Source organism: uncultured Campylobacter sp. (genome assembly GCF_905371695.1).
Taxonomy (GTDB): Bacteria; Campylobacterota; Campylobacteria; order Campylobacterales; family Campylobacteraceae; genus Campylobacter_A.
Genome location: NZ_CAJPMA010000029.1, coordinates 1 through 18353, shown reverse-complemented (window position 1 = coordinate 18353; position 18353 = coordinate 1). Strand labels below are relative to the sequence as shown.

Sequence of the window (18353 nt, the reverse complement as noted above, 5' to 3'; positions counted from 1 at the left end):
GTTACGTATCGAAACTAAATTTATAAAAGGCGAATTTTTAATGGATTTATCGCGGTTTCGGTTGGGATTAAATTTTAATCCAGCTAAAATCGGTAGCGAATAAATAGCGGAAGACTGCCTCAAAACGGAAATTTATAGAATAAGGAAACTTCGGCTTTAAAACCGAAACCCGCAAGCTTTTATAAAACGGCGCATAAAAATGCCGAGTAAGGTCGTTACCTCAGCCGTTTTAGGCGCGTTTTTGAAATTTTATATATTTTCGAGCTTGCGTTTTGGCTGAAATTTTGATCCACGACCTCGTCAGCCGCCGCTCTCGCCCACTCTTCGTCGAAGTTTTGTCCGTTTAAATTTGCGCTGCTAGAGTAGAGCCAGTCAAATTGCCTCAAAAACTCCTCGTGAGCGCACTCTTTCACGACGCGCACAGCCTTGGCGTTCGGATATAAAAACGTCGTTTTTCTAGCACGGCGTACTAAATTTTTAAATTTAGCAGGTACGCGAGCGAGATTTTTTAGCTCGCTAAGCTTCGCCGTCGTTATGAGGCAGGGTTTGTCCGCCGCTCGGCGTTTGAGCGCGTTTATCTCGCGAAAATCCTTGCTCAAAAACCCGGCCGTCGTATCGGTCTGCGCCAAATAAATCATATTTTTCTCCGAATTTAATCTCTTAAACATCGCTCGCGCCCGGCTTACCGCAAATTTTACTACGATTTTTGCCCGAAACGAGCGCATAAAAACGTCGCAAATCAGCGCCTAATTTTATCTAAAACTTAAGCCAAGCCTAGTTTTAATCGCACCCGAGCCGCCTTGCTTGCATAAATTGCTTCTTCGAGCTTTTTAAAACAAGCCTTTGCTTCTCGCAAAAAAGGACGCGCTTATGATCTGATTAAATTTGGCGCGATTACGCCTTGCCGCGTTAAATTTTACGCCTTTTATCGTCCCTGGCCAGCAAAAATATGCACGAGATAATGAGCGTAAAGCCCGCAAAATCAAGAAACACAAACTCCGTCCCCAGCCAAAAATAGGCAAACGCCGCCGCACTCACCGGCTCGATGCACGCGATCATGCTCGCCCTGCTCGCGCCTATTATCTTTAGCCCCGTCATGTAAAAGCTAGACGCGCATATCGTGCCTAAAATCACCACCGCGACAAGCACCGCAAAGCCGTCCGCATCGCTCACGCCGCCTAGCTGCCAAACCCGCGTGTAAAGCGCAAGCGCACCGCCGCCGATAACCATACCCCAGCCTAAATTTAACGGGACGGGGTATTTTTGATTTAGCTTCGTTGGGATGAGACTATAAATCACGACGCCAAGCGAGCTAATGAGGCACCAAACCAGCGCCTCCGCGCTGATAACCAGCGAGCCAAGATCGCCGTGGGTGGCGAGCAGCACGACGCCCAGCACCGCGAAAATGAGCGCGATGAGCTCGACCTTTTTAGGTGCGCGCCGCTGTAAAAAGCAAACGACGGCAAGGATGAGCGCGGGCGCGGAGTACTGGATCACGGTCGCGACGGCGGCGTTTGAGAGCTCGACACCGCAAAAGTACGAATACTGCGTCATCATAAGCCCAAAAAACGCGTAGATGAGCAGCTGCGGCAACAGCGCGCGATCTTTTAGCGGTGCGAGGGCTAGGCGCGGCGAACGCGCTAAATAATACGCCACCATCGCAAGCCCGGCGAGGCCTAGGCGGTAGGGCACGAGCCAGTCGGCGCTAACGCCCTTTTGCGTGAACAGATACTGCCCGCAAACACTGCTAAATCCCCATAATGCGCCGCCAAGAAGCGTGATAAATACGCCAAAAAATTCGCTTTTTACTAGATTTTTCATTGCGCGATTATAGCTAAAAATTTCGGCCTAATCAATCTAACTTATTAATATCCAAAATCCTACGCCTAAAAAGGTCAAAATTCGCGTCAAACTCGCTTCAATTGCAAGTTTTTACCATAAGGCGCACGAGCAAATTAAAGCTTGAATTTACTCGCCGAATTTGCCGGCATGCGCTCACTCGCCGCCCAGATACTCCTGCAAGCTTTTTACTTCGAGCGCGCTGCCGTCTTGTACGCTTTTTAGCGATTTAGCCGCCGCTAGAGCCGCCGACATCGTCGTGAAATACGGGATCTTAAATCGCATGATGTTTTGCCTGATTTTTTTACCGTCCTCGCTGTTTGACTTGCTATCGCTAGTGTTGATGACAAGCGCGATATCGCCGTTTTTAAGCTTATCCTCGACGTTTGGGCGACCTTCGCTGATCTTATAGACGAACTCGCTCTCCACGCCCGCGTCATTTAAAATTTTATACGTTCCGCCGGTGGCGATAATTTTAAAGCCGAGGCTTATTAGCTCGTGCGCCAAATTTGCGGCGTATTTTTTATCCGCATCGGCTAGCGTCAAAAAGACTAGGCCGCTAGTAGGAAGCGAGTTGCTCGCGGCGATCTGGCTTTTTGCAAAGCTCTTTGCAAAATCGCTTGATATGCCCATGACCTCGCCCGTGCTTTTCATCTCAGGGCCCAGGATCAGATCGGCGCCCGAGAGCTTGTTAAACGGAAAGACCGCCTCTTTTACGCAAACGTGGTTTTTCACGCGAGGCTTGAGTATGCCGCGCTCCTCGTAAACCGCGCCGTAGTTATCGTAAAATTTAAGCGCCTCGCGTAAACCCCCTTGCCACATCACGCGCGTAGCGACCTTTGCCATAGGCACGCCCGTAGCCTTGCTCACAAACGGCACGGTGCGGCTAGCGCGCGGGTTTACCTCGATCATGAAAAGTTCGTTCTCGTATATGGCAAACTGGATATTCATAAGCCCCACGACGCCCAAATTTAGCGCGATGTCGCGGGTTTGGTTTTCTACCTTTTCGATCATCTGTGCGGTCAAATTTAGCGGAGGCAATATGCACGCGCTATCGCCGCTGTGGATGCCAGCCTCCTCGATGTGCTGCATCACGGCACCGATATAGACGTCCTTGCCGTCGCTGATCGCGTCTACGTCAAGCTCTACGGCGTCTTGTAAAAATTTATCGATTAGCACGGGCGAGTGGTTGCTGACCTTAACCGCCTCGCTCATATATAGGCGTAGCTCCTCATCGCTATGCACCCGCCTCATCGCGCGGCCGCCTAGCACGTAACTAGGGCGCACGAGCACCGGATAGCCGATAGCGGCGGCCTTTTCTAACGCCTCTTTTTCGCTTGTCGCAGTGTCGTTTCGCGGCTGTTTGACGCCTATTTTAGAGATAAATTCGCTAAATTTCTTTCTATCCTCGGCGACGTCGATCGTGCGTGCGCTGGTGCCGATGATTTTTGCGCCGGCTATGCTTAGGCGTTTAGCGAATTTTAGCGGCGTTTGGCCGCCGAAATGCACGATCACGCCGTCCGGGTTCTCGTGCTCGATCACGGCTCTAACGTGCTCGAAATCGATCGGCTCAAAGTACAAAATATCGCTCGTGTCGTAGTCGGTGCTGACGGTTTCTGGGTTGCAGTTGTACATTATGGTTTTTACGCCCATGTCGCGCAGCGCGTAGCTAGCGTGCACGCAGCAGTAGTCAAACTCTATGCCCTGGCCTATGCGGTTTGGGCCGCCGCCGATGATCATCACTTTTTTCTCTTTTTGCGCCGAATTTGCGTTTAAATTCGGCTCCGCGAAATTTGATAGTTGCGGTAGCTTCGTGATATTCGTCGTCGAGTAAAGATACGGCGTGAGCGCCTTAAACTCGCCCGCGCAGGTATCGACTTCGTTGTATTCGAGGCTTATACCCATTTTCTCGCGCGCGAAATAAATATCGTTTTGACCCAGATCGAGGTTGTCTTTTAAATTTATCAGATGCGCGATCATCTTGTCCGAAAAGCCCATCGTTTTAGCTTCGCGAAGCAGCGGCTCGTCGTTTAGGATGTCCATATCGATACGCTCTTCAAATTTAACTATCTGCCAAATTTGATCCAAAAACCACGGATCGATCTTGCTCATCTCGTGTACTTCGGCCACGCTAAACCCGTCTCGAAATGCCTGCGCGACGTATAAAATGCGATTTTCGTTTGCGTTTCTAAGGCCGTAAATTAGCGCGTTTTTCTCCAAATTTACGAAGTTAAATCCGTAATAATCCTTTTCCATAGAGCAAAGCGCCTTTTGGATGCTTTCTTTAAACGTCCTGCCGATCGCCATTACCTCGCCCACGCTCTTCATCGCGGTGCCTAGATACGGGTTTGCGCCCGGGAATTTCTCAAACGTAAAGCGCGGGATCTTGGTCACGATGTAGTCGATGACGGGCTCAAAGCTAGCAGGCGTGCCGGTGATGTCGTTTTTGATCTCATCCAGGCTAAAACCTACGGCTAGCAGCGTTGCGACCTTGGCGATCGGATAGCCCGTGGCCTTTGAGGCAAGTGCGGAGCTACGGCTAACGCGCGGGTTCATCTCGATCACGATCATGCGGCCGGTTTTTGGATTTATAGCAAACTGCACGTTGCTACCGCCCGTATCCACGCCGATCTCGCGTAAAATTTTAAAACTCGCGTCGCGCATCGCCTGATACTCTTTATCCGTTAGCGTAAGAGCGGGCGCAACCGTGATAGAGTCGCCCGTATGCACGCCCATGGGATCAAAATTTTCGATCGAGCAGACGATGATACAGTTGTCGTTGCGGTCGCGGATGACCTCCATCTCGTACTCTTTCCAGCCTAGCAAGCTCTCCTCGACCAAAATTTCTCGTATCGGGCTGGCGTCTAGGCCGGTTTGGGCTAGTTCTTTAAATTCGTCGATATTATACGCCACGCCGCTGCCTGCGCCGCCTAGCGTATAGCTGGCGCGGATAATGAGCGGGAAGCCGATGTTTGCGGCTGCGGCTAGCGCCTCGTCCATGTCGTAGGCGTACCGGCTTTGCGGCAAGTCCATGCCGATCTTTTGCATCGCCTTTTTAAACTCCTGCCTATCCTCGCCCTTTTTGATAGCTTGCGGGTTCGCGCCTAGAAATTTGACGCCGTCCAGCATATCCGCCTCATATAGCTGCATCGCGACGTTTAGCGCGACCTGGCCGCCCATCGTAGGCAGTATGGCGTCGACCTTTTCTTTATCTATGATACGTTTGATGCTCTCTTTGGTTATAGGCTCGACGTATGTAGCATCGGCGAAATCGGGATCCGTCATGATGGTGGCGGGGTTTGAGTTGATGAGTACGACGCGGTAGCCTAGCTGCTTTAGCGTTTTTGCGGCTTGCGTGCCGCTGTAGTCGAATTCGCATGCTTGCCCGATGACGATAGGGCCGCTGCCGATGAGTAAAACGGTGTTGATGTCGGTTCTTTTTGGCATTATTTTTCCTTTGTTACGACGTATAGATATGATGGAATGCTAAGCTTCACGTAAGGCTCCACGACGACGCTTTTATATAGGCTTTCTTCAAGGACTTCAGAGACTTTCCCGACGCCCACTCCGCCGAAAAATATCCCGTCGAGTCCGCTAGTAAAAACTTCGTCGCCTATTTTCGGGAATAACCACTGCGGGATAAATTTTACTACGATTTTATCGTTATCGCCGTGAGCGACGCCCGGAATTTTTTCGCCTCCGATAGAAACTGCGAAAATGCTTTTAGGGTCGGTTTGCAGCAGCGCTAATGGACGATCGTTTTTGCCGATCACGATGCCCGCGCTTTTACCCTGATAAATAAGCCCGTAAATTTTACTCGGGTCGAAGCCCTCGAAATTTTGTAGCCAAATCTTGTCGTAATCGCTAATCTGCGCATAGCTTAGAGCGCGTACTAGCTTAACTTGCGGCGAATACGCGCTTACGTTTTTATCTTTTAAAATTTGATTTAGCTCGTTTGCGAAACTGCTTAAAAGCACCGCCGATTTTTCCAATTCGGCGTTTTGAGCGCGAAGCGCCGAAATTTCGCTAGCTTGCCTAAAATGCTCGTTGATTTTATTTTTAACCGCGCTCGCAAAATCTCCGTAAATTTTAAGCGCGAAATTTTCGGCCCCCAAAGCCGCCTTGCCCGCTATCTCGCCTTCATAAATCGAGACTGCCGCTAAGACGGCGATAAGAACGAAAACGACAAGCTTACTCTTCATTTGTTAGTTGCTGTAAAAGTCCTATCTCTTCTAGCGCCTTGCCCGTTCCTCTGGCGACGGCTAGCAGCGGCTCGTCCGCCACGAAAACGGGTAGCTTCACGATGTCTGATAAAAATTTATCCAGTCCGCGTATGAGCGCGCCGCCTCCGGTTAGCACGATGCCCGTCTCCACGATATCGCCCGCAAGATCCGGCGGCATCATTTCAAGTACGGTTTTTAGCGCGTCGGCGATCTCTTTTAGCGGCTCGCGCATGGCCTCGCGCACGTCTTCGCTAGTTAGCTCCACACGACTAAGCAGCCCGCTTACTTGATCGCGCCCTTTAACGACGACCGAAAGCTCTTGTTCTAGCTGCACGGCCGAGCCTACCGCAATTTTAATTTCCTCTCCCGTTCGCTCGCCGATTAAAAGGTTGTATTTTTCTTTTATGTAGTTTACGATGCTAGTGTCTATCTTATCGCCCGCGGTGCGAATAGATTTAGAGATAACCAAGCCGCCCAAAGAGACAACGCCGATTTCGGTCGTTCCTCCGCCGATATCTACTACTAGGCTTCCTTGCGGCTCGCGCACCGGTAAATTTGCCCCGATAGCCGCCGCCATCGGCTCCTCGATCAAAAATACTTCGCGCGCTCCGGCGCTTAGCGCGCTCTCGCGCACGGCTTTTCGCTCTACTTGAGTTAAGCCGTAAGGCACGGAGATGATTATACGAGGGCGGATAAAGCTCTTTCTGCGGTGAGTTTTTTCGATGAAGTAGCGAATCATCTTTTCCGTCATATCAAAATCCGCGATGACGCCGTCTCTCATCGGACGGATCGCCTCGATATCGCCCGGCGTTTTACCGACCATCTCTTTGGCCGCGTGTCCAACGGCTAAAATTTTCTGTTTGCCGTAACGCTCGCGGCGGACCGCTACGACGCTGGGCTCGTTAATAATAATACCCTTGTCTTTTACTAGCACTAACGTGTTTGCCGTGCCTAAGTCAATGCCCATATCGCTTGAAAATATTCCGATAATCTGATCTAAAAACATAAAATTCCTTTACGCGCTTTGGTTTTGTTTTATAAAGATAGGTTTTGCGCCGTCTTTAACGACCTCTTTTGAGATAACGACCTCGTAACCCGCAAATTCGGGTAAATCATACATAACGTCGATCATTATTTCTTCCATTATACTGCGAAGTCCGCGCGCGCCCGTTTTTCGCTCAATCGCTAAATTCGCTACCTCCGCGAGCGCGTCGTCGTCGAATTTTAGCGTTACGCCGTCGATCGCGAAGAGCTTTTGATACTGCTTTAAGATCGCGTTTTTAGGCTCGGTTAAAATTTTAATCATATCTTCTTTGGTTATTTCGTTTAGCGTAGCTACGGCGTGAAGCCTGCCGATTAGCTCGGGGATTAGCCCGTAATGTACCAAATCGTCCGGTTCTAGCAAATTTAGCAAGTCTTCGCGCTCGCTCTTACCGCGCTTTTCTTGATTAAAACCGAGCGTGTTTTTGCCGATACGCCTCTCGATAATATCGAGCAATCCGTCAAATGCCCCGCCGCAGACGAATAAAATATTAGTCGTATCTATCTGGATAAATTCTTGATTCGGGTGCTTTCTGCCGCCTTTTGGAGGGATATTTACGAGGCTGCCCTCAATGATTTTTAAAAGCGCCTGCTGCACGCCCTCGCCGCTAACGTCGCGCGTGATCGAGCGGTTCTCGCTCATCCTAGCGATCTTGTCTATCTCATCGACGAAAACTATGCCCTGCTCGGCGCGCTTTACGTCGCCGTCCGCGGCCTGCAAAAGACGAGTCAGAATATTTTCTACGTCTTCGCCGACGTAGCCCGCTTCCGTTAGGCTCGTAGCGTCGCAGATAGCGATAGGCACGTCTAGAAATTTAGCCAACGTCTGCGCCATTAGCGTCTTGCCGCTGCCCGTAGGCCCTACGAGCAAGATATTTGATTTTGAGATTTCCGTATCGTCGGCGCTTTCGTCTTTTCTAAAAATTCTTTTATAGTGGTTATAAACGCCCACGCTAAATACCTTTTTAGCGCGCTCCTGACCGACGACGTAGCTATCAAGCACCGCTTTTAGTTCTTTGGGGGTTAAATTTTTATATTCGAATTTTTTATTTTCGCTATTTTCTTCGCGATCTTGCGCGCTTGCGTCGCCGTAGATCATATTGTAAGCGGCGCTTATGCAGTATTCGCAGATAAACGAGCTACCCGCGATATCCGTTAAAAGCCTTCTGTCCTCAGACTCCGCTTCGCCGCAAAAATTACATTTTCTAGCCATTAATCTCTTCCTTTTGCAAGCGGAATTCCTCTTGCGGTGTTTAGTACAAAATCACACATTTTTTTCACGTTTTCGTCGCCGGTTTTGGCGATTAGCTCGCTAGCTTGATCTTTTAAATTCGCGCCGTTAAATAAAAACCTATACGCTTTAACGAGTTCCTCTACCTGCTCTTTTTCGAAGCGGCGGCGAATTCCTACCAAATTTAAGCTTCTAATGTAGGCGCGGTTGCCTTCGGCTAGGCAAAACGGCACAACGTCCTGAGATAGCGCGCTAGCTCCGGCGATCATGCAGCTCTCGCCTATTTTTACAAACTGATGCACCGGCGTAAGACCGCCCACTACGGCGTAATCGCCCATTTGCACGTGTCCCGCCAAAGTAGCGTTATTCGCCAAAATCACGTTATTACCGATTATGCAGTCGTGCGCGACGTGGCAGTATGCCATGATAAACGCGTTATCGCCGATGCGAGTTATCCCGTCGCCTTTATGCGTGCCCGAGTTTATCGTTACGAATTCGCGCACGGTCGCGTTTTTGCCGATGATTACGCCCGTATTTTGCTCGGGGCGGTAGCTCACGTCCTGCGGAATATCGCCCACGATAGCATAGCTGTAAATTTTACTTCCCTCGCCGATTTTCGTCGCGCCTACGATTCTAGCGCCTTGCTTTACGTGCGTGCCCGCGCCCAAAACCGCGTCCTTGCTAACGTAGGCGTAGGCTTCGATCGTTACGTCCTCGCCGATCTTCGCGCCGTCCTCAACGACGGCTTGCGGATGGATATTTTTCATTTTAGCCCGCTTATTTATCTACGATCATAGCTTTTAGCTCGGCCTCGCACGCTAGCGTACCGTCTACGTAAGCCTCGCCTTTTAGCACCCAGATGTTACCCTTGTGTTTTAGCACTTCTAGGCGGTATTCGAGTCTATCTCCGGGGCGCACGGGATGGCGAAATTTCGCTCCGTCGATGCTCATAAAATAAACGACTTTATTTTCGATGTTTGCTTGGTGCTCGTCGCTCATGCTCTTAAACGCCAGCACGCCGCCGGCCTGCGCCATGCCTTCGATGATCATGACGCCGGGATATATCGGATGACCCGGAAAATGCCCCTGAAATATCGGTTCGCCGATCGTGACGTTTTTATAAGCTATAACGTGCTTTGCGGGCTCGATCTCTATCACTCTGTCGATTAATAAAAACGGGAATCTATGCGGGAGAATTTTTTGAATTTCTACGACGTCTATCACTTTGTTAGCCTTTGGTGGGAAAATTTAGCTCGGATTTTATCAAAATTTTACTAATAGTAAGTTTACTTAGAAATTTATTCTAGAACCAAAACCTCGCGACTATCGTTATAAAGCTCGTCTTTAGCGTAGATTTCGTATCTGCCGGCGCGAATTTCATCCAGTACGATTATGGGATTTTGGCTAAATTCTCCGCACAGCTCGCGGCGGATTTCCAGCTCGCGAGATACGGCGATAGGAGCGCGGCAAAGCTCGTTTACGCTAGCGAATTTTTCGCCCGAGAGCTCGTTAAATTTAGCTAAATTTAACAGCGTCACGCCGTCTCGCAGCTCGTCGCAAATTTGCGCCGCCTCGCTCACGCTAAATTTGACATTTTCGCGCTTAAAATGCGAGTAAAGTAGAAAATACGACGGCAGGGCGGCTTTGTCAAATTTGACGTAGGCGCGCAGCAAGCGGTAGTTTAGAAAATATTTGCGCGATAGATGAAACGACGCGCCCGCAGCCTCGCACTCTCGAACCTTTTCATAAAGCTCCAGCCGCTCCTCGATGCCGCCCGGCATCACGCGCCCGCCCACCTCGCTCATCAGCTCGCTAAGCGGCAGTTTTTGCGCCTCGCGCTGCTTGCTAAGCCCAAAAATACAGCCGCAGTAGTTTTGATGATAGAGTTTATCTTTTTTAGCAAGCTCAAACTGCGCGTTCGTGCCGCCGCCAGCGCGGTAGTCCACGGCAAAGGTTTCAAGGCCGTATTTCCCCGCAGCCTTATTTAGCGCAGCTTCAAGCTGCGAGAAGTCCTTTTTCGGACTCATCAGCAGCGTCGTGGTGATCGATTTTTCGCCTAGTTCGCGCGCTTTTTGGGCCGAATTTCCCACGCGAAAATCAAAGCAATACGCACAGCGCTTGCCCTTTTCGGGCTCGTTTTCAAGGCCCTTTGCGCCCTCTAGCCACGCCTCGTACTCGTATTCGCCGCAAATAAGCTCGACGCCTAGCTTTTCGCAGCTTCTTTTTACGTCGCGAAACCTCATCAAAAACTCGCTGTACGGGTGGATGTTGGGGTCGTAGAAATAGCCGATGAGACGCTCGTACGGACGGTCGGCGCGCAGGCGTTGCAGAAAATAGTGGCTGTCGACCGAGCAGCAAATATGAACTAACATTTTTCTCCTGATTTACGGCTAATCTCGCGGCGAATTTGAAAGTCGCGACGTAAAATTTAGGCCTAGATAAAACAACGGTTTATCGAGCCGAAATTTTACCAACTCTTTCAAAGACGCCCGCAAGAAGGCGCGTAAAAGCTAAATTTCCTCGCTGCGAGCGTTATAAACGAACCAACACAGCAGCGCTCCGATAACCCCTGCCTCAAACGCCGCCGCCGCGTAAAATAGCGGCGAATTTAGCGCGTTTAGATTATGAAGCGCGACGCCTAGCGAAGCGATCGCGGTTAAAAATCCGACTATTTTAGGTGCGAATTTTAAAGGCTGCGCGAAATTTAGCGCAAATCCCGCCGCGCACGCGATCAGCGCGTAAAGCGCCGTTAGCTTCCTGCCCTCTTCTTGCGGCGAGAAATCGCTAAAATTTAAAGCCGCGAGTAAGCAGGCTAAAACCGCAAAGCAAACCGCGTAAAATTTCCGCCCGCAAATCAGCTTATATACCGCGCACACGAAGCCTTTGCCGTCTTTGTTGTAATCCATTTTAGCCCCTTTTTTAGGCCGTATTTTAAAATTTAAAAGATAAATAAAGCGTTAAATTTAGTTATAATCGCGTTTTAAATCTCGACTTAAAGGAAAAATATGCCGTTCGTTAACATAAAAGTAGCCGCTCCCGAGCCTAGCGCGGAGCAAAAAGCGCAAATCATCGCCGAGGTTACGGATACTCTGGCGCGAGTTTTAGGCAAAGACCCGGCCGCCGTGCTCGTGATGATAGAGGCTCTTAGCACCGATAATATCGGTAAAAGCGGGCTTAGCCTAACCGAAATTAAAAAGCGTAAGACGCAAAATTAAACCGTAAAGGAGAGATAATGAACGAAACTAAAAACGCGCCCGAATTTAGCGCAAAGGATCGCGAGCGAAAGATTACTTTAAAAGCGGGAGACGAGGCGCTGGGTTTTACGCTAGAAAACGCCGACGGTACGGCGATTAGCTTAAAAGATTTCGCGGGTAAAAACGTCGCGCTGTATTTTTACCCCAAGGATAACACTCCCGGCTGTACGACCGAAGCGTGCGAATTTAGCGCCGCGTACGATGATTTTATCGCCGCGGACTGCGTGATAGTAGGCGTTAGTCCCGATAGCGTCCGCTCGCACGCGGGTTTTATCGCCAAACAAAGCCTAAAACACGTCTTATTAAGCGATCCGAAACACGAAGTAGCCGAGCTTTACGGCGTCTGGCAGGTACGTAAAAACTACGGACGCGAGTATTTAGGCATCGTACGCTCGACCTTTCTGATCGGCAAGGACGGCAAAATTTTAAAGGTCTATAAAAGCGTCAAAGCAAAAGATCACGCGGCAAAGGTGCTCGCGGATCTACTGGCAACCGCAAAGTAAGATTTCGGAGAAATTCAAAGGAAAAATATGAAAGGCTTAATCGTTCTAGCGCATCCGGATATCGAAAATTCAGTCGTCAATAAACGTTTTTTAAAAGAGGCCTCCGCGCAAAATTTCGCCGTGCGCGACCTAGCGCGCGAGTATCCTAGCGGCGAAATAGACGGCGAGCGCGAGCGCGCGATAATCAAAGCTCATGGCGCCTTGGTGTTGCAATTTCCGCTGCATAATTTCTCCTCGCCCGCGATTTTAAAAAGCTGGATCGATGCGACGATGACGTACGGATTTGCCTACGGATGCACGAGCGAGGGCATGCGCGGGCGCGCCGTGGCGCTGGCGGTGAGCGCCGGTATCAAGCGTGCCGATTACGCGCCTAGCGGGCGGTATCATTTCACGATGGAGCAGATTTTAGCGCCGTTTGAACTGGCGTTTCACTACTATTTTCACGCCGACTGGCGCGGATTTTTCGCGTTTTACGGGGCTGAGGAGACGCCGGGCGTGGATTACGAAAGCAGCATCGAACAGATAGAAAAAGGCGCGGCGGAGTACGCGGAATTTTTAAGAAATTTGGGTACGAAATTTTAAAAACGCTACATTGTGGCTTTGCGGTTAAATTTAACGAGCCGTTTAAAAATAAATTTAAAGGAAAAATATGTCGTTTTTTGAAAAATTAAAGCTAGCTTTTTACACGATTTGTCGCCCTGAAAAGCTTATTTCATTTAGGCTGGCAAAGCCCGATCCCCGCTACACGCGCGAAGCTAATTTTACCCTAAAATACGGCATCCTTAACGTTCATCAAAATATGAACGCCGTCACGATCGCATATAATCGCTTGTGCGAGCAATATGCGGGATTTAAGCCGCTTTTTATCATCGAAAACGCCCCGCAATGCGAATACACGAATATGCATGCAAGCTCTAGTTTCGAGGTGCTGGACGAGGAGGAGTATAACGCGCAAAATCCTGACGCGCGCGACTTTCCTATTGCACAGTTTCGTTTGATGCTAAGCAAATTAAACAACCCCGAATATAAGGCCGAGGTGAGCGAATTTTACGGTAAATTTAGCCTAAACTACCCGCATAAACTAAAAGCGCTAGAATACGTAAATACCCGCGACTACGACGCGCTTGACGAGGATATCGACGTTTATCTGTGCCCTTGCGAGCGCAGTACGGACGTATTTGTGAGAATGATTCAGGGGTATTTTGCGGACGATTTTGAGCCTGAGCAGACGTATGCGTTTATTTTGATGATGAATGAGCGATTTGGATTTGAGTTTATCGGCATAGGAGCCACGATAATGCTATTTTACCGCCGTGAAAATTTAAGCGACGATAAGGCAGAGGAGCTACTGCAAGAGCTGGCTAAAATTTACGATACGCCTTACGAAGCGATCAAAAAAGCTCTGTGGCATAGCGCGTTTGGCTCTCGTAAAACGATCGTGCTGCCTTTTGCCGAAAACATCGAGGACGTCGTCGTAGAGAAGCTGTAAAATCGGGGTAAAATTTACCCCTAAAACTCAAAATTTTAAGCCCAAATCTTAAACATTACAAAATTTTAAAGAAATTTTAGCTACACTCAGCAAATTTTATAAAAAAGGATGCCAAATGAACCCTTCCGAATTTATCTGGATGGATGGAAAATTAGTCAAATGGGAGGACGCTAAAGTCCATGTCCTAACCCACTCGCTTCACTACGCAAACGCCGTATTTGAGGGTACAAGAGCGTATATGACGGATAAAGGCTTAGCGATATTTCGCCTAAGCGATCACACCGCGCGCCTACTAAAGTCAGCCAAAATGACGATCCTAAACGTCAAATATACGCAAAAAGAGCTCGAAGACGCGCAGGTCGAGCTACTTCGCGCAAATAAATTTAAATCAAACGTCTATCTGCGCCCGATCGTTTATCTAGGCTACGGCGTGATGGGTCTAGCTCACACCAAAGCTCCCGTAAATACGGCAATCGCTGCATGGGAGTGGGGTGCGTATCTAGGCGAAGAGGGCCTAAAAAAGGGCATCCGCGTGAAAATTTCGAGCTTTGCCAAACTAAACGTCGGCGGCCAAATGAGCCGCGCGAAATCAAGCTCGAACTACCTCTGCTCGCAAATGGCAAACTACGAAGCCAAAGAGGCGGGCTACGACGAGGCGCTACTGCTTGATAGCGAGGGCTACATCTCGGAGGGGCCGGGCGAGTGCTTTTTCATCGTAGAAAACGGCGCGCTAATCACTCCTCCAAACGACAGTAGCCTAGCTAGCATCACGCAAGATACGGTCATCAAAATCGCTCGCGATCTAGATATCGAAGTGCGCAGAGAGCGCATCACTCGCGACCGCGCATACACTGCGGACGAGGCGTTTTTCACGGGTACGGCGGCCGAGGTCACCCCGATAAGCAACATCGACAACCGCGTGATCGGCGCGGGCGAGCGCGGAGCGGTAACTAAGCGCCTACAAGACGCGTATTTTGACGTAGTTTACGGACGCAATAAAAAATACGCTTCGCTTTTAACTTACATTTAAAATTTCTAAGGATAAAGATGCCGGCAGATTTAAACGATTATTTCAAAAAACGCAAGCCAAGCAGTGATCAAAATAGCGATAAAGACGACAAAAGTGGTCAAGGCGGCGACAAGAACGACGCGCCTAAGATGAATTTCAAAGCGCCCAAAATCCCGAACGGACTTGGTAAATTTAGCGCCTTAGCCTACGTAACAATAGCCGTTATCGCCGTACTCGCGATCGCTCAACCGTTCGTTATTATAAATTCTGGCGAAGTAGGTATCAAAGCTACCGCAGGTAAATACGAACCTAGCCCGATGCAGCCTGGTTTTCACTTTTTCGTGCCGTTTATACAAAAGGTAATCGTAGTAGATACGCGCGTGCGCCTCATCAACTACACATCCGGCGAAGATATGGGCGAGGCTGCGCAGAAAATTTCGTTCGCGCAGGGTTCTAGCGGCGGTATAATCCGCAAAAACTCGATTTCGGTTTTGGACGCGAGAAACTTGCCCGTTAGCATCGACATCACAGTGCAGTACCGCCTAAATCCCGAAAATGCGCCTCAAACGATCGCGTCTTGGGGACTTAGCTGGGAGAACAAGATCGTTGATCCCGTCGTGCGCGACGTCGTGCGCGCGGTAGCCGGTAAATACACCGCCGAGGAGCTCCCGACTAAACGAAACGACATAGCCGCGCAAATCGACGAAGGCATCCGCAAAAATATCGACGCCCAACCGAATAAGCCCGTCGAACTTCATACCGTGCAGCTTCGCGAGATCATCCTACCAGAAAAGGTAAAAGAGCAGATCGAACGCGTACAAATCGCTAAGCAAGAGGCCGAGCGAACCAAATACGAAGTAGAGCGCGCAAATCAAGAGGCGCTCAAAAAAGCAGCCCTCGCAGAAGGTACGGCAAAAGCCGCTATCATCGAGGCTCAGGGTCGCGCGGACGCGGCTAAGATCGAAGCCGACGCACAAGCCTACGCAAACAAAGAGGTCGCCAGGAGCTTGGACGGAAATCTGCTAAATTTAAAGCAGATCGAGACGCAGGGTAAATTTAACGAGGCGCTACGCGAAAATAAAGACGCGAAGATATTTTTAACGCCCGGCGGAGCGGTACCTAATATCTGGGTAGATACGAAGGATAAGGCGCAGCAAAGCGCGATAGCAAGGTAGTCTTAGCTCGGGACGGCTCGTCCCTTGCGCGCCTTATCGTTTTAGGGTTAAATTTATAAATTACTGCTTCAAATTTTACTCGCCGAGATCCGCGCTTAGAAACGTGAATTCGCCGCTAAATCAGGCGACGCTATGCGCCGAGCTTACGCGCCAGCCGAAAGGAAAAAAATGAAAATAGACTGGGAAAAAACGGGTGGACTTTTGCCCGTCGTCGTTCAAGAGGTCGCAAGTGGCGAGGTTTTGATGCTTGCTTATATGAACGAAGAGGCACTAAATTTGAGCCTAGAAACGGGCTTTGCGCACTATTTTTCGCGCACGAAAAACCGCATCTGGAAAAAGGGCGAACAAAGCGGCAACGTCCAAAAGATCGAGGACGCCTATCTTGACTGCGACAACGATACTTTGCTAATCAAAGTCGAGCAAAAAGGCGGTACGGCGTGCCATACGGGATCGAAATCTTGTTTTTTTAGAAAAATTTCAGGTGCAAATTTTAGCGGCGATAGCGAGCAAAATCTGACGGACGCAGGCGGACGGTTTTTGACGGGCGAGTTAAATTTAGCGGACGAAAATGGACTAAATTTAGGGGGCGGGCAAAATTTAGCCGCCTTTACGGCGCAAACTAAAAAGCCCGCCTACGGCATCATCGACGAGATCTATCACGTGATCTTGGAGCGCAAACTAAACGCCGATCCGCGGACTTCATACGTGGCAAGCCTGTTTAAAAAGGGCGAAAATGCCGTCTTAAAAAAAGTCGGCGAGGAGGCTACGGAGCTAGTTATGGCGTGCAAAGACGCGAGCGCGGCGAGAAGATTTGAAAATTTAGCCGACAAACATGCGAGCGAAAGCTCAAATCTCAAAAAAGCGCAAGCAAGCGAGGCGCAAATTTTAAGCCGCGACGAGCAAGATTTAAATTCGCAAATTTTAACGCAGGGCGCAAAAGAGCAAGGTGAAAAAGACGAGCTCAAAAAAGCCCTAGACGGAGTAGTTTACGAGGCGGCGGATTTGTGCTTTCACTCACTCATAGCTCTTGCCGCGCACGGCATACACCCAGAGCGCGTTAAAGCCGAGCTTGCGCGCAGGTTTGGGCTTAGCGGTATCGAGGAGAAAAACAGTAGGCAAAAGCAGTGTTAAACGCGGTTAAACAAAACATATTATTCGTGCTGGCAAATGCGGGAGCTGTCGATTATCTCGCGTATGCATGGATATTTTTTGCGTTCGTTTTTTTACTTTTTTTCGCCGTTTTTATCGCTTCAAAATCTTGGTGGCAGTTTGGATTTTTAATCATTTTAGCCGATGTTTGGGCGCTAGTTATCGGCATTTATTACGCAAACGCCGAGCTTAACGCGCGCCTGCGTCCGGCGAGTATAAGCGAGGTGGCGACCAAGCAGCTAGAATATTCAAACTCGCTAATGGTCGATTTTAACCTTACCAACGTCTCGAATAAAACCTTTAAAATTTGTAAAATAGATCTTAATTTTTACCTCGCTTCGCCGCAACCTACGCGCGATTTTATCAACTCGCTAAACCCGTTCGCCCGAAAATCTATAATCATTCGCGAACCGCTAGCGCCCAAAGAAATTAAACAAATTAGCGCCTACGTCGAGCCGTTTTCTTTTATAGATTATAATATCGCTAAAAAATCGGAGTGTTTTTAATGAGCGCAAGCTACTTTACCATCGTGCATATCGCCGTCATCGCGCTAATACTAATGCTATCGGTCTTATTTTTCGTCTTGTCGCTAAAAGCAGGACGCAATCTATTTTTATCTCTACTTTTTACTAATTTCTTGACCACTAGCTGCTTGATCGTCTTTTTAATGCTGGTTTTAGACAAATATACCAAGATCGGCATACTGGAAAACGTAACGAGCCAACGCGTGCTGCGAAACGAAAGCATCGTATTTAAGGGTAATGTGCGAAATGTCGGCAAATTTACGATTAGCTCGTGTAATCTACACGTCAAACTCGTAAATCAGCCGTTAAGCTCTAGCTCTCTAAACGGCGAGGCCCTGTTTAAACCCAGCGGCATGAAATTTTTCTCGTGGTTTTCGGAAAGCGGCAAAGACGAGAAGCCAAACACCGTCGAATACGACTTTAACGTCGCTAGCGATTTAGAGAGCAAAAAAAGCGTGCCTTTTACGGTCTCGATGCCCTACCCGCCTTATTTTACGAAAGGTATGCACGTAACGAAGCTTACTTGTTATTAAATCTACGAAATGGATATTTTAAACGATCTTTACGAGCAAAGCAGATCCCCCCTAAAACGTGCTTCGCGGGCGAAAGTCGCAATATTCGCATTAATCTGCGCGGCTACGCTGTTTATTTTTTACCGCGCAGAAGAAAACGAAAGCTTTGAATACGCGCTGCTAAAAGCCGCTCCCGTCGCGATCGGCGTATTTTTTTTAATCGACGGTTTTTTGCAAAAGCTAGGCCTACTCTCCAAAAACGCTAAAATTTCCGAACAAAGCCCGCGCCAGACGCCAAATTTTCCTATAAATTCGGCAGATATTATGCGCCTAGAAGTCGAACGCAAAAAGACGCTAAAAGAGACCAAAAAATATAGCGCGATAAGCGTGCTAGCGGCGATCGC

At 49.1% G+C, this 18353-nt stretch carries 20 protein-coding genes; 10 read left to right on the top strand and 10 right to left on the bottom strand.

The window, feature by feature from the left end:
* Nucleotides 1-215: 215 nt before the first annotated feature.
* The 10 genes from QZ147_RS04105 to QZ147_RS04060 form a co-directional block, all read right to left on the bottom strand.
* On the bottom strand, nucleotides 216-638 hold the full coding sequence (locus tag QZ147_RS04105) for a Sua5/YciO/YrdC/YwlC family protein (RefSeq protein ID WP_295147302.1): 423 nt from the start codon (nucleotides 636-638) through the stop codon (nucleotides 216-218).
* Nucleotides 639-909: 271 nt separating this feature from the next.
* A complete protein-coding gene (locus tag QZ147_RS04100; protein WP_295147300.1) occupies nucleotides 910-1821 on the bottom strand; it encodes a DMT family transporter in 912 nt (303 codons plus the stop codon).
* A 174-nt stretch (nucleotides 1822-1995) separates the two neighbouring features.
* On the bottom strand, nucleotides 1996-5286 hold the full coding sequence (gene carB, locus QZ147_RS04095) for a carbamoyl-phosphate synthase large subunit (protein ID WP_295147298.1): 3291 nt from the start codon (nucleotides 5284-5286) through the stop codon (nucleotides 1996-1998).
* Complete coding sequence (gene mreC, locus QZ147_RS04090; RefSeq protein WP_295147296.1) at nucleotides 5286-6041, bottom strand: rod shape-determining protein MreC; 756 nt, start codon at nucleotides 6039-6041, stop codon at nucleotides 5286-5288. The genes carB and mreC overlap by 1 nt, the downstream gene beginning before the upstream one ends.
* Complete coding sequence (locus QZ147_RS04085) at nucleotides 6031-7068, bottom strand: rod shape-determining protein (RefSeq protein ID WP_295147293.1); 1038 nt, start codon at nucleotides 7066-7068, stop codon at nucleotides 6031-6033. Before QZ147_RS04085 ends, mreC begins: the two co-directional genes overlap by 11 nt.
* A gap of 9 nt (nucleotides 7069-7077) precedes the next feature.
* A complete protein-coding gene (gene clpX / locus QZ147_RS04080; protein WP_295147290.1) occupies nucleotides 7078-8316 on the bottom strand; it encodes an ATP-dependent Clp protease ATP-binding subunit ClpX in 1239 nt (412 codons plus the stop codon).
* Nucleotides 8316-9101, bottom strand: a complete 786-nt coding sequence (gene lpxA / locus QZ147_RS04075) for an acyl-ACP--UDP-N-acetylglucosamine O-acyltransferase (RefSeq protein WP_295147288.1) — start codon at nucleotides 9099-9101, stop codon at nucleotides 8316-8318. Before lpxA ends, clpX begins: the two co-directional genes overlap by 1 nt.
* Nucleotides 9102-9111: 10 nt before the next feature.
* Nucleotides 9112-9558, bottom strand: coding sequence for a 3-hydroxyacyl-ACP dehydratase FabZ (fabZ, locus tag QZ147_RS04070; RefSeq protein WP_295147286.1), 447 nt, complete (start codon nucleotides 9556-9558; stop codon nucleotides 9112-9114).
* Nucleotides 9559-9632: 74 nt separating this feature from the next.
* Complete coding sequence (locus QZ147_RS04065; protein ID WP_295147283.1) at nucleotides 9633-10706, bottom strand: epoxyqueuosine reductase QueH; 1074 nt, start codon at nucleotides 10704-10706, stop codon at nucleotides 9633-9635.
* A 138-nt stretch (nucleotides 10707-10844) separates the two neighbouring features.
* Nucleotides 10845-11240, bottom strand: a complete 396-nt coding sequence (locus tag QZ147_RS04060; protein ID WP_295147280.1) for a hypothetical protein — start codon at nucleotides 11238-11240, stop codon at nucleotides 10845-10847.
* Between the two features lie 99 nt (nucleotides 11241-11339).
* On the opposite strand from QZ147_RS04060, the gene QZ147_RS04055 reads away from it, so the two are divergent.
* The 10 genes from QZ147_RS04055 to QZ147_RS04010 all read left to right on the top strand — a co-directional run.
* Nucleotides 11340-11549: a 4-oxalocrotonate tautomerase family protein gene (locus QZ147_RS04055; RefSeq protein ID WP_295147277.1), complete on the top strand. Its 210-nt coding sequence runs from the start codon at nucleotides 11340-11342 to the stop codon at nucleotides 11547-11549.
* Between the two features lie 17 nt (nucleotides 11550-11566).
* Entirely contained in the window at nucleotides 11567-12091 is a 525-nt protein-coding gene (gene bcp, locus QZ147_RS04050; RefSeq protein WP_295147274.1) for a thioredoxin-dependent thiol peroxidase, read from the top strand.
* Nucleotides 12092-12118: 27 nt separating this feature from the next.
* Nucleotides 12119-12673 (top strand): NAD(P)H-dependent oxidoreductase, encoded by a 555-nt coding sequence (locus QZ147_RS04045; protein WP_295147272.1) that lies wholly within the window; start codon nucleotides 12119-12121, stop codon nucleotides 12671-12673.
* 67 nt (nucleotides 12674-12740) lie between these two features.
* Nucleotides 12741-13580: a hypothetical protein gene (locus QZ147_RS04040; RefSeq protein WP_295147269.1), complete on the top strand. Its 840-nt coding sequence runs from the start codon at nucleotides 12741-12743 to the stop codon at nucleotides 13578-13580.
* Between the two features lie 115 nt (nucleotides 13581-13695).
* On the top strand, nucleotides 13696-14610 hold the full coding sequence (ilvE, locus tag QZ147_RS04035) for a branched-chain-amino-acid transaminase (RefSeq protein ID WP_295147267.1): 915 nt from the start codon (nucleotides 13696-13698) through the stop codon (nucleotides 14608-14610).
* 17 nt (nucleotides 14611-14627) lie between these two features.
* Nucleotides 14628-15764: a prohibitin family protein gene (locus tag QZ147_RS04030; protein WP_295147265.1), complete on the top strand. Its 1137-nt coding sequence runs from the start codon at nucleotides 14628-14630 to the stop codon at nucleotides 15762-15764.
* A gap of 132 nt (nucleotides 15765-15896) precedes the next feature.
* Entirely contained in the window at nucleotides 15897-16895 is a 999-nt protein-coding gene (gene hisIE, locus QZ147_RS04025) for a bifunctional phosphoribosyl-AMP cyclohydrolase/phosphoribosyl-ATP diphosphatase HisIE (protein WP_295147263.1), read from the top strand.
* Nucleotides 16889-17419 carry a DUF2393 family protein gene (locus tag QZ147_RS04020; RefSeq protein WP_295147260.1) on the top strand — a complete coding sequence of 177 codons (531 nt, stop codon included), beginning with the start codon at nucleotides 16889-16891 and terminating at the stop codon, nucleotides 17417-17419. The genes hisIE and QZ147_RS04020 overlap by 7 nt, the downstream gene beginning before the upstream one ends.
* Nucleotides 17419-17970 carry a DUF2393 family protein gene (locus tag QZ147_RS04015; protein ID WP_295147257.1) on the top strand — a complete coding sequence of 184 codons (552 nt, stop codon included), beginning with the start codon at nucleotides 17419-17421 and terminating at the stop codon, nucleotides 17968-17970. Before QZ147_RS04020 ends, QZ147_RS04015 begins: the two co-directional genes overlap by 1 nt.
* A 9-nt stretch (nucleotides 17971-17979) precedes the next feature.
* Nucleotides 17980-18353, top strand: a 374-nt coding sequence (locus QZ147_RS04010; RefSeq protein WP_295147254.1) for a hypothetical protein, incomplete at its 3' end; no start/stop codon positions are given.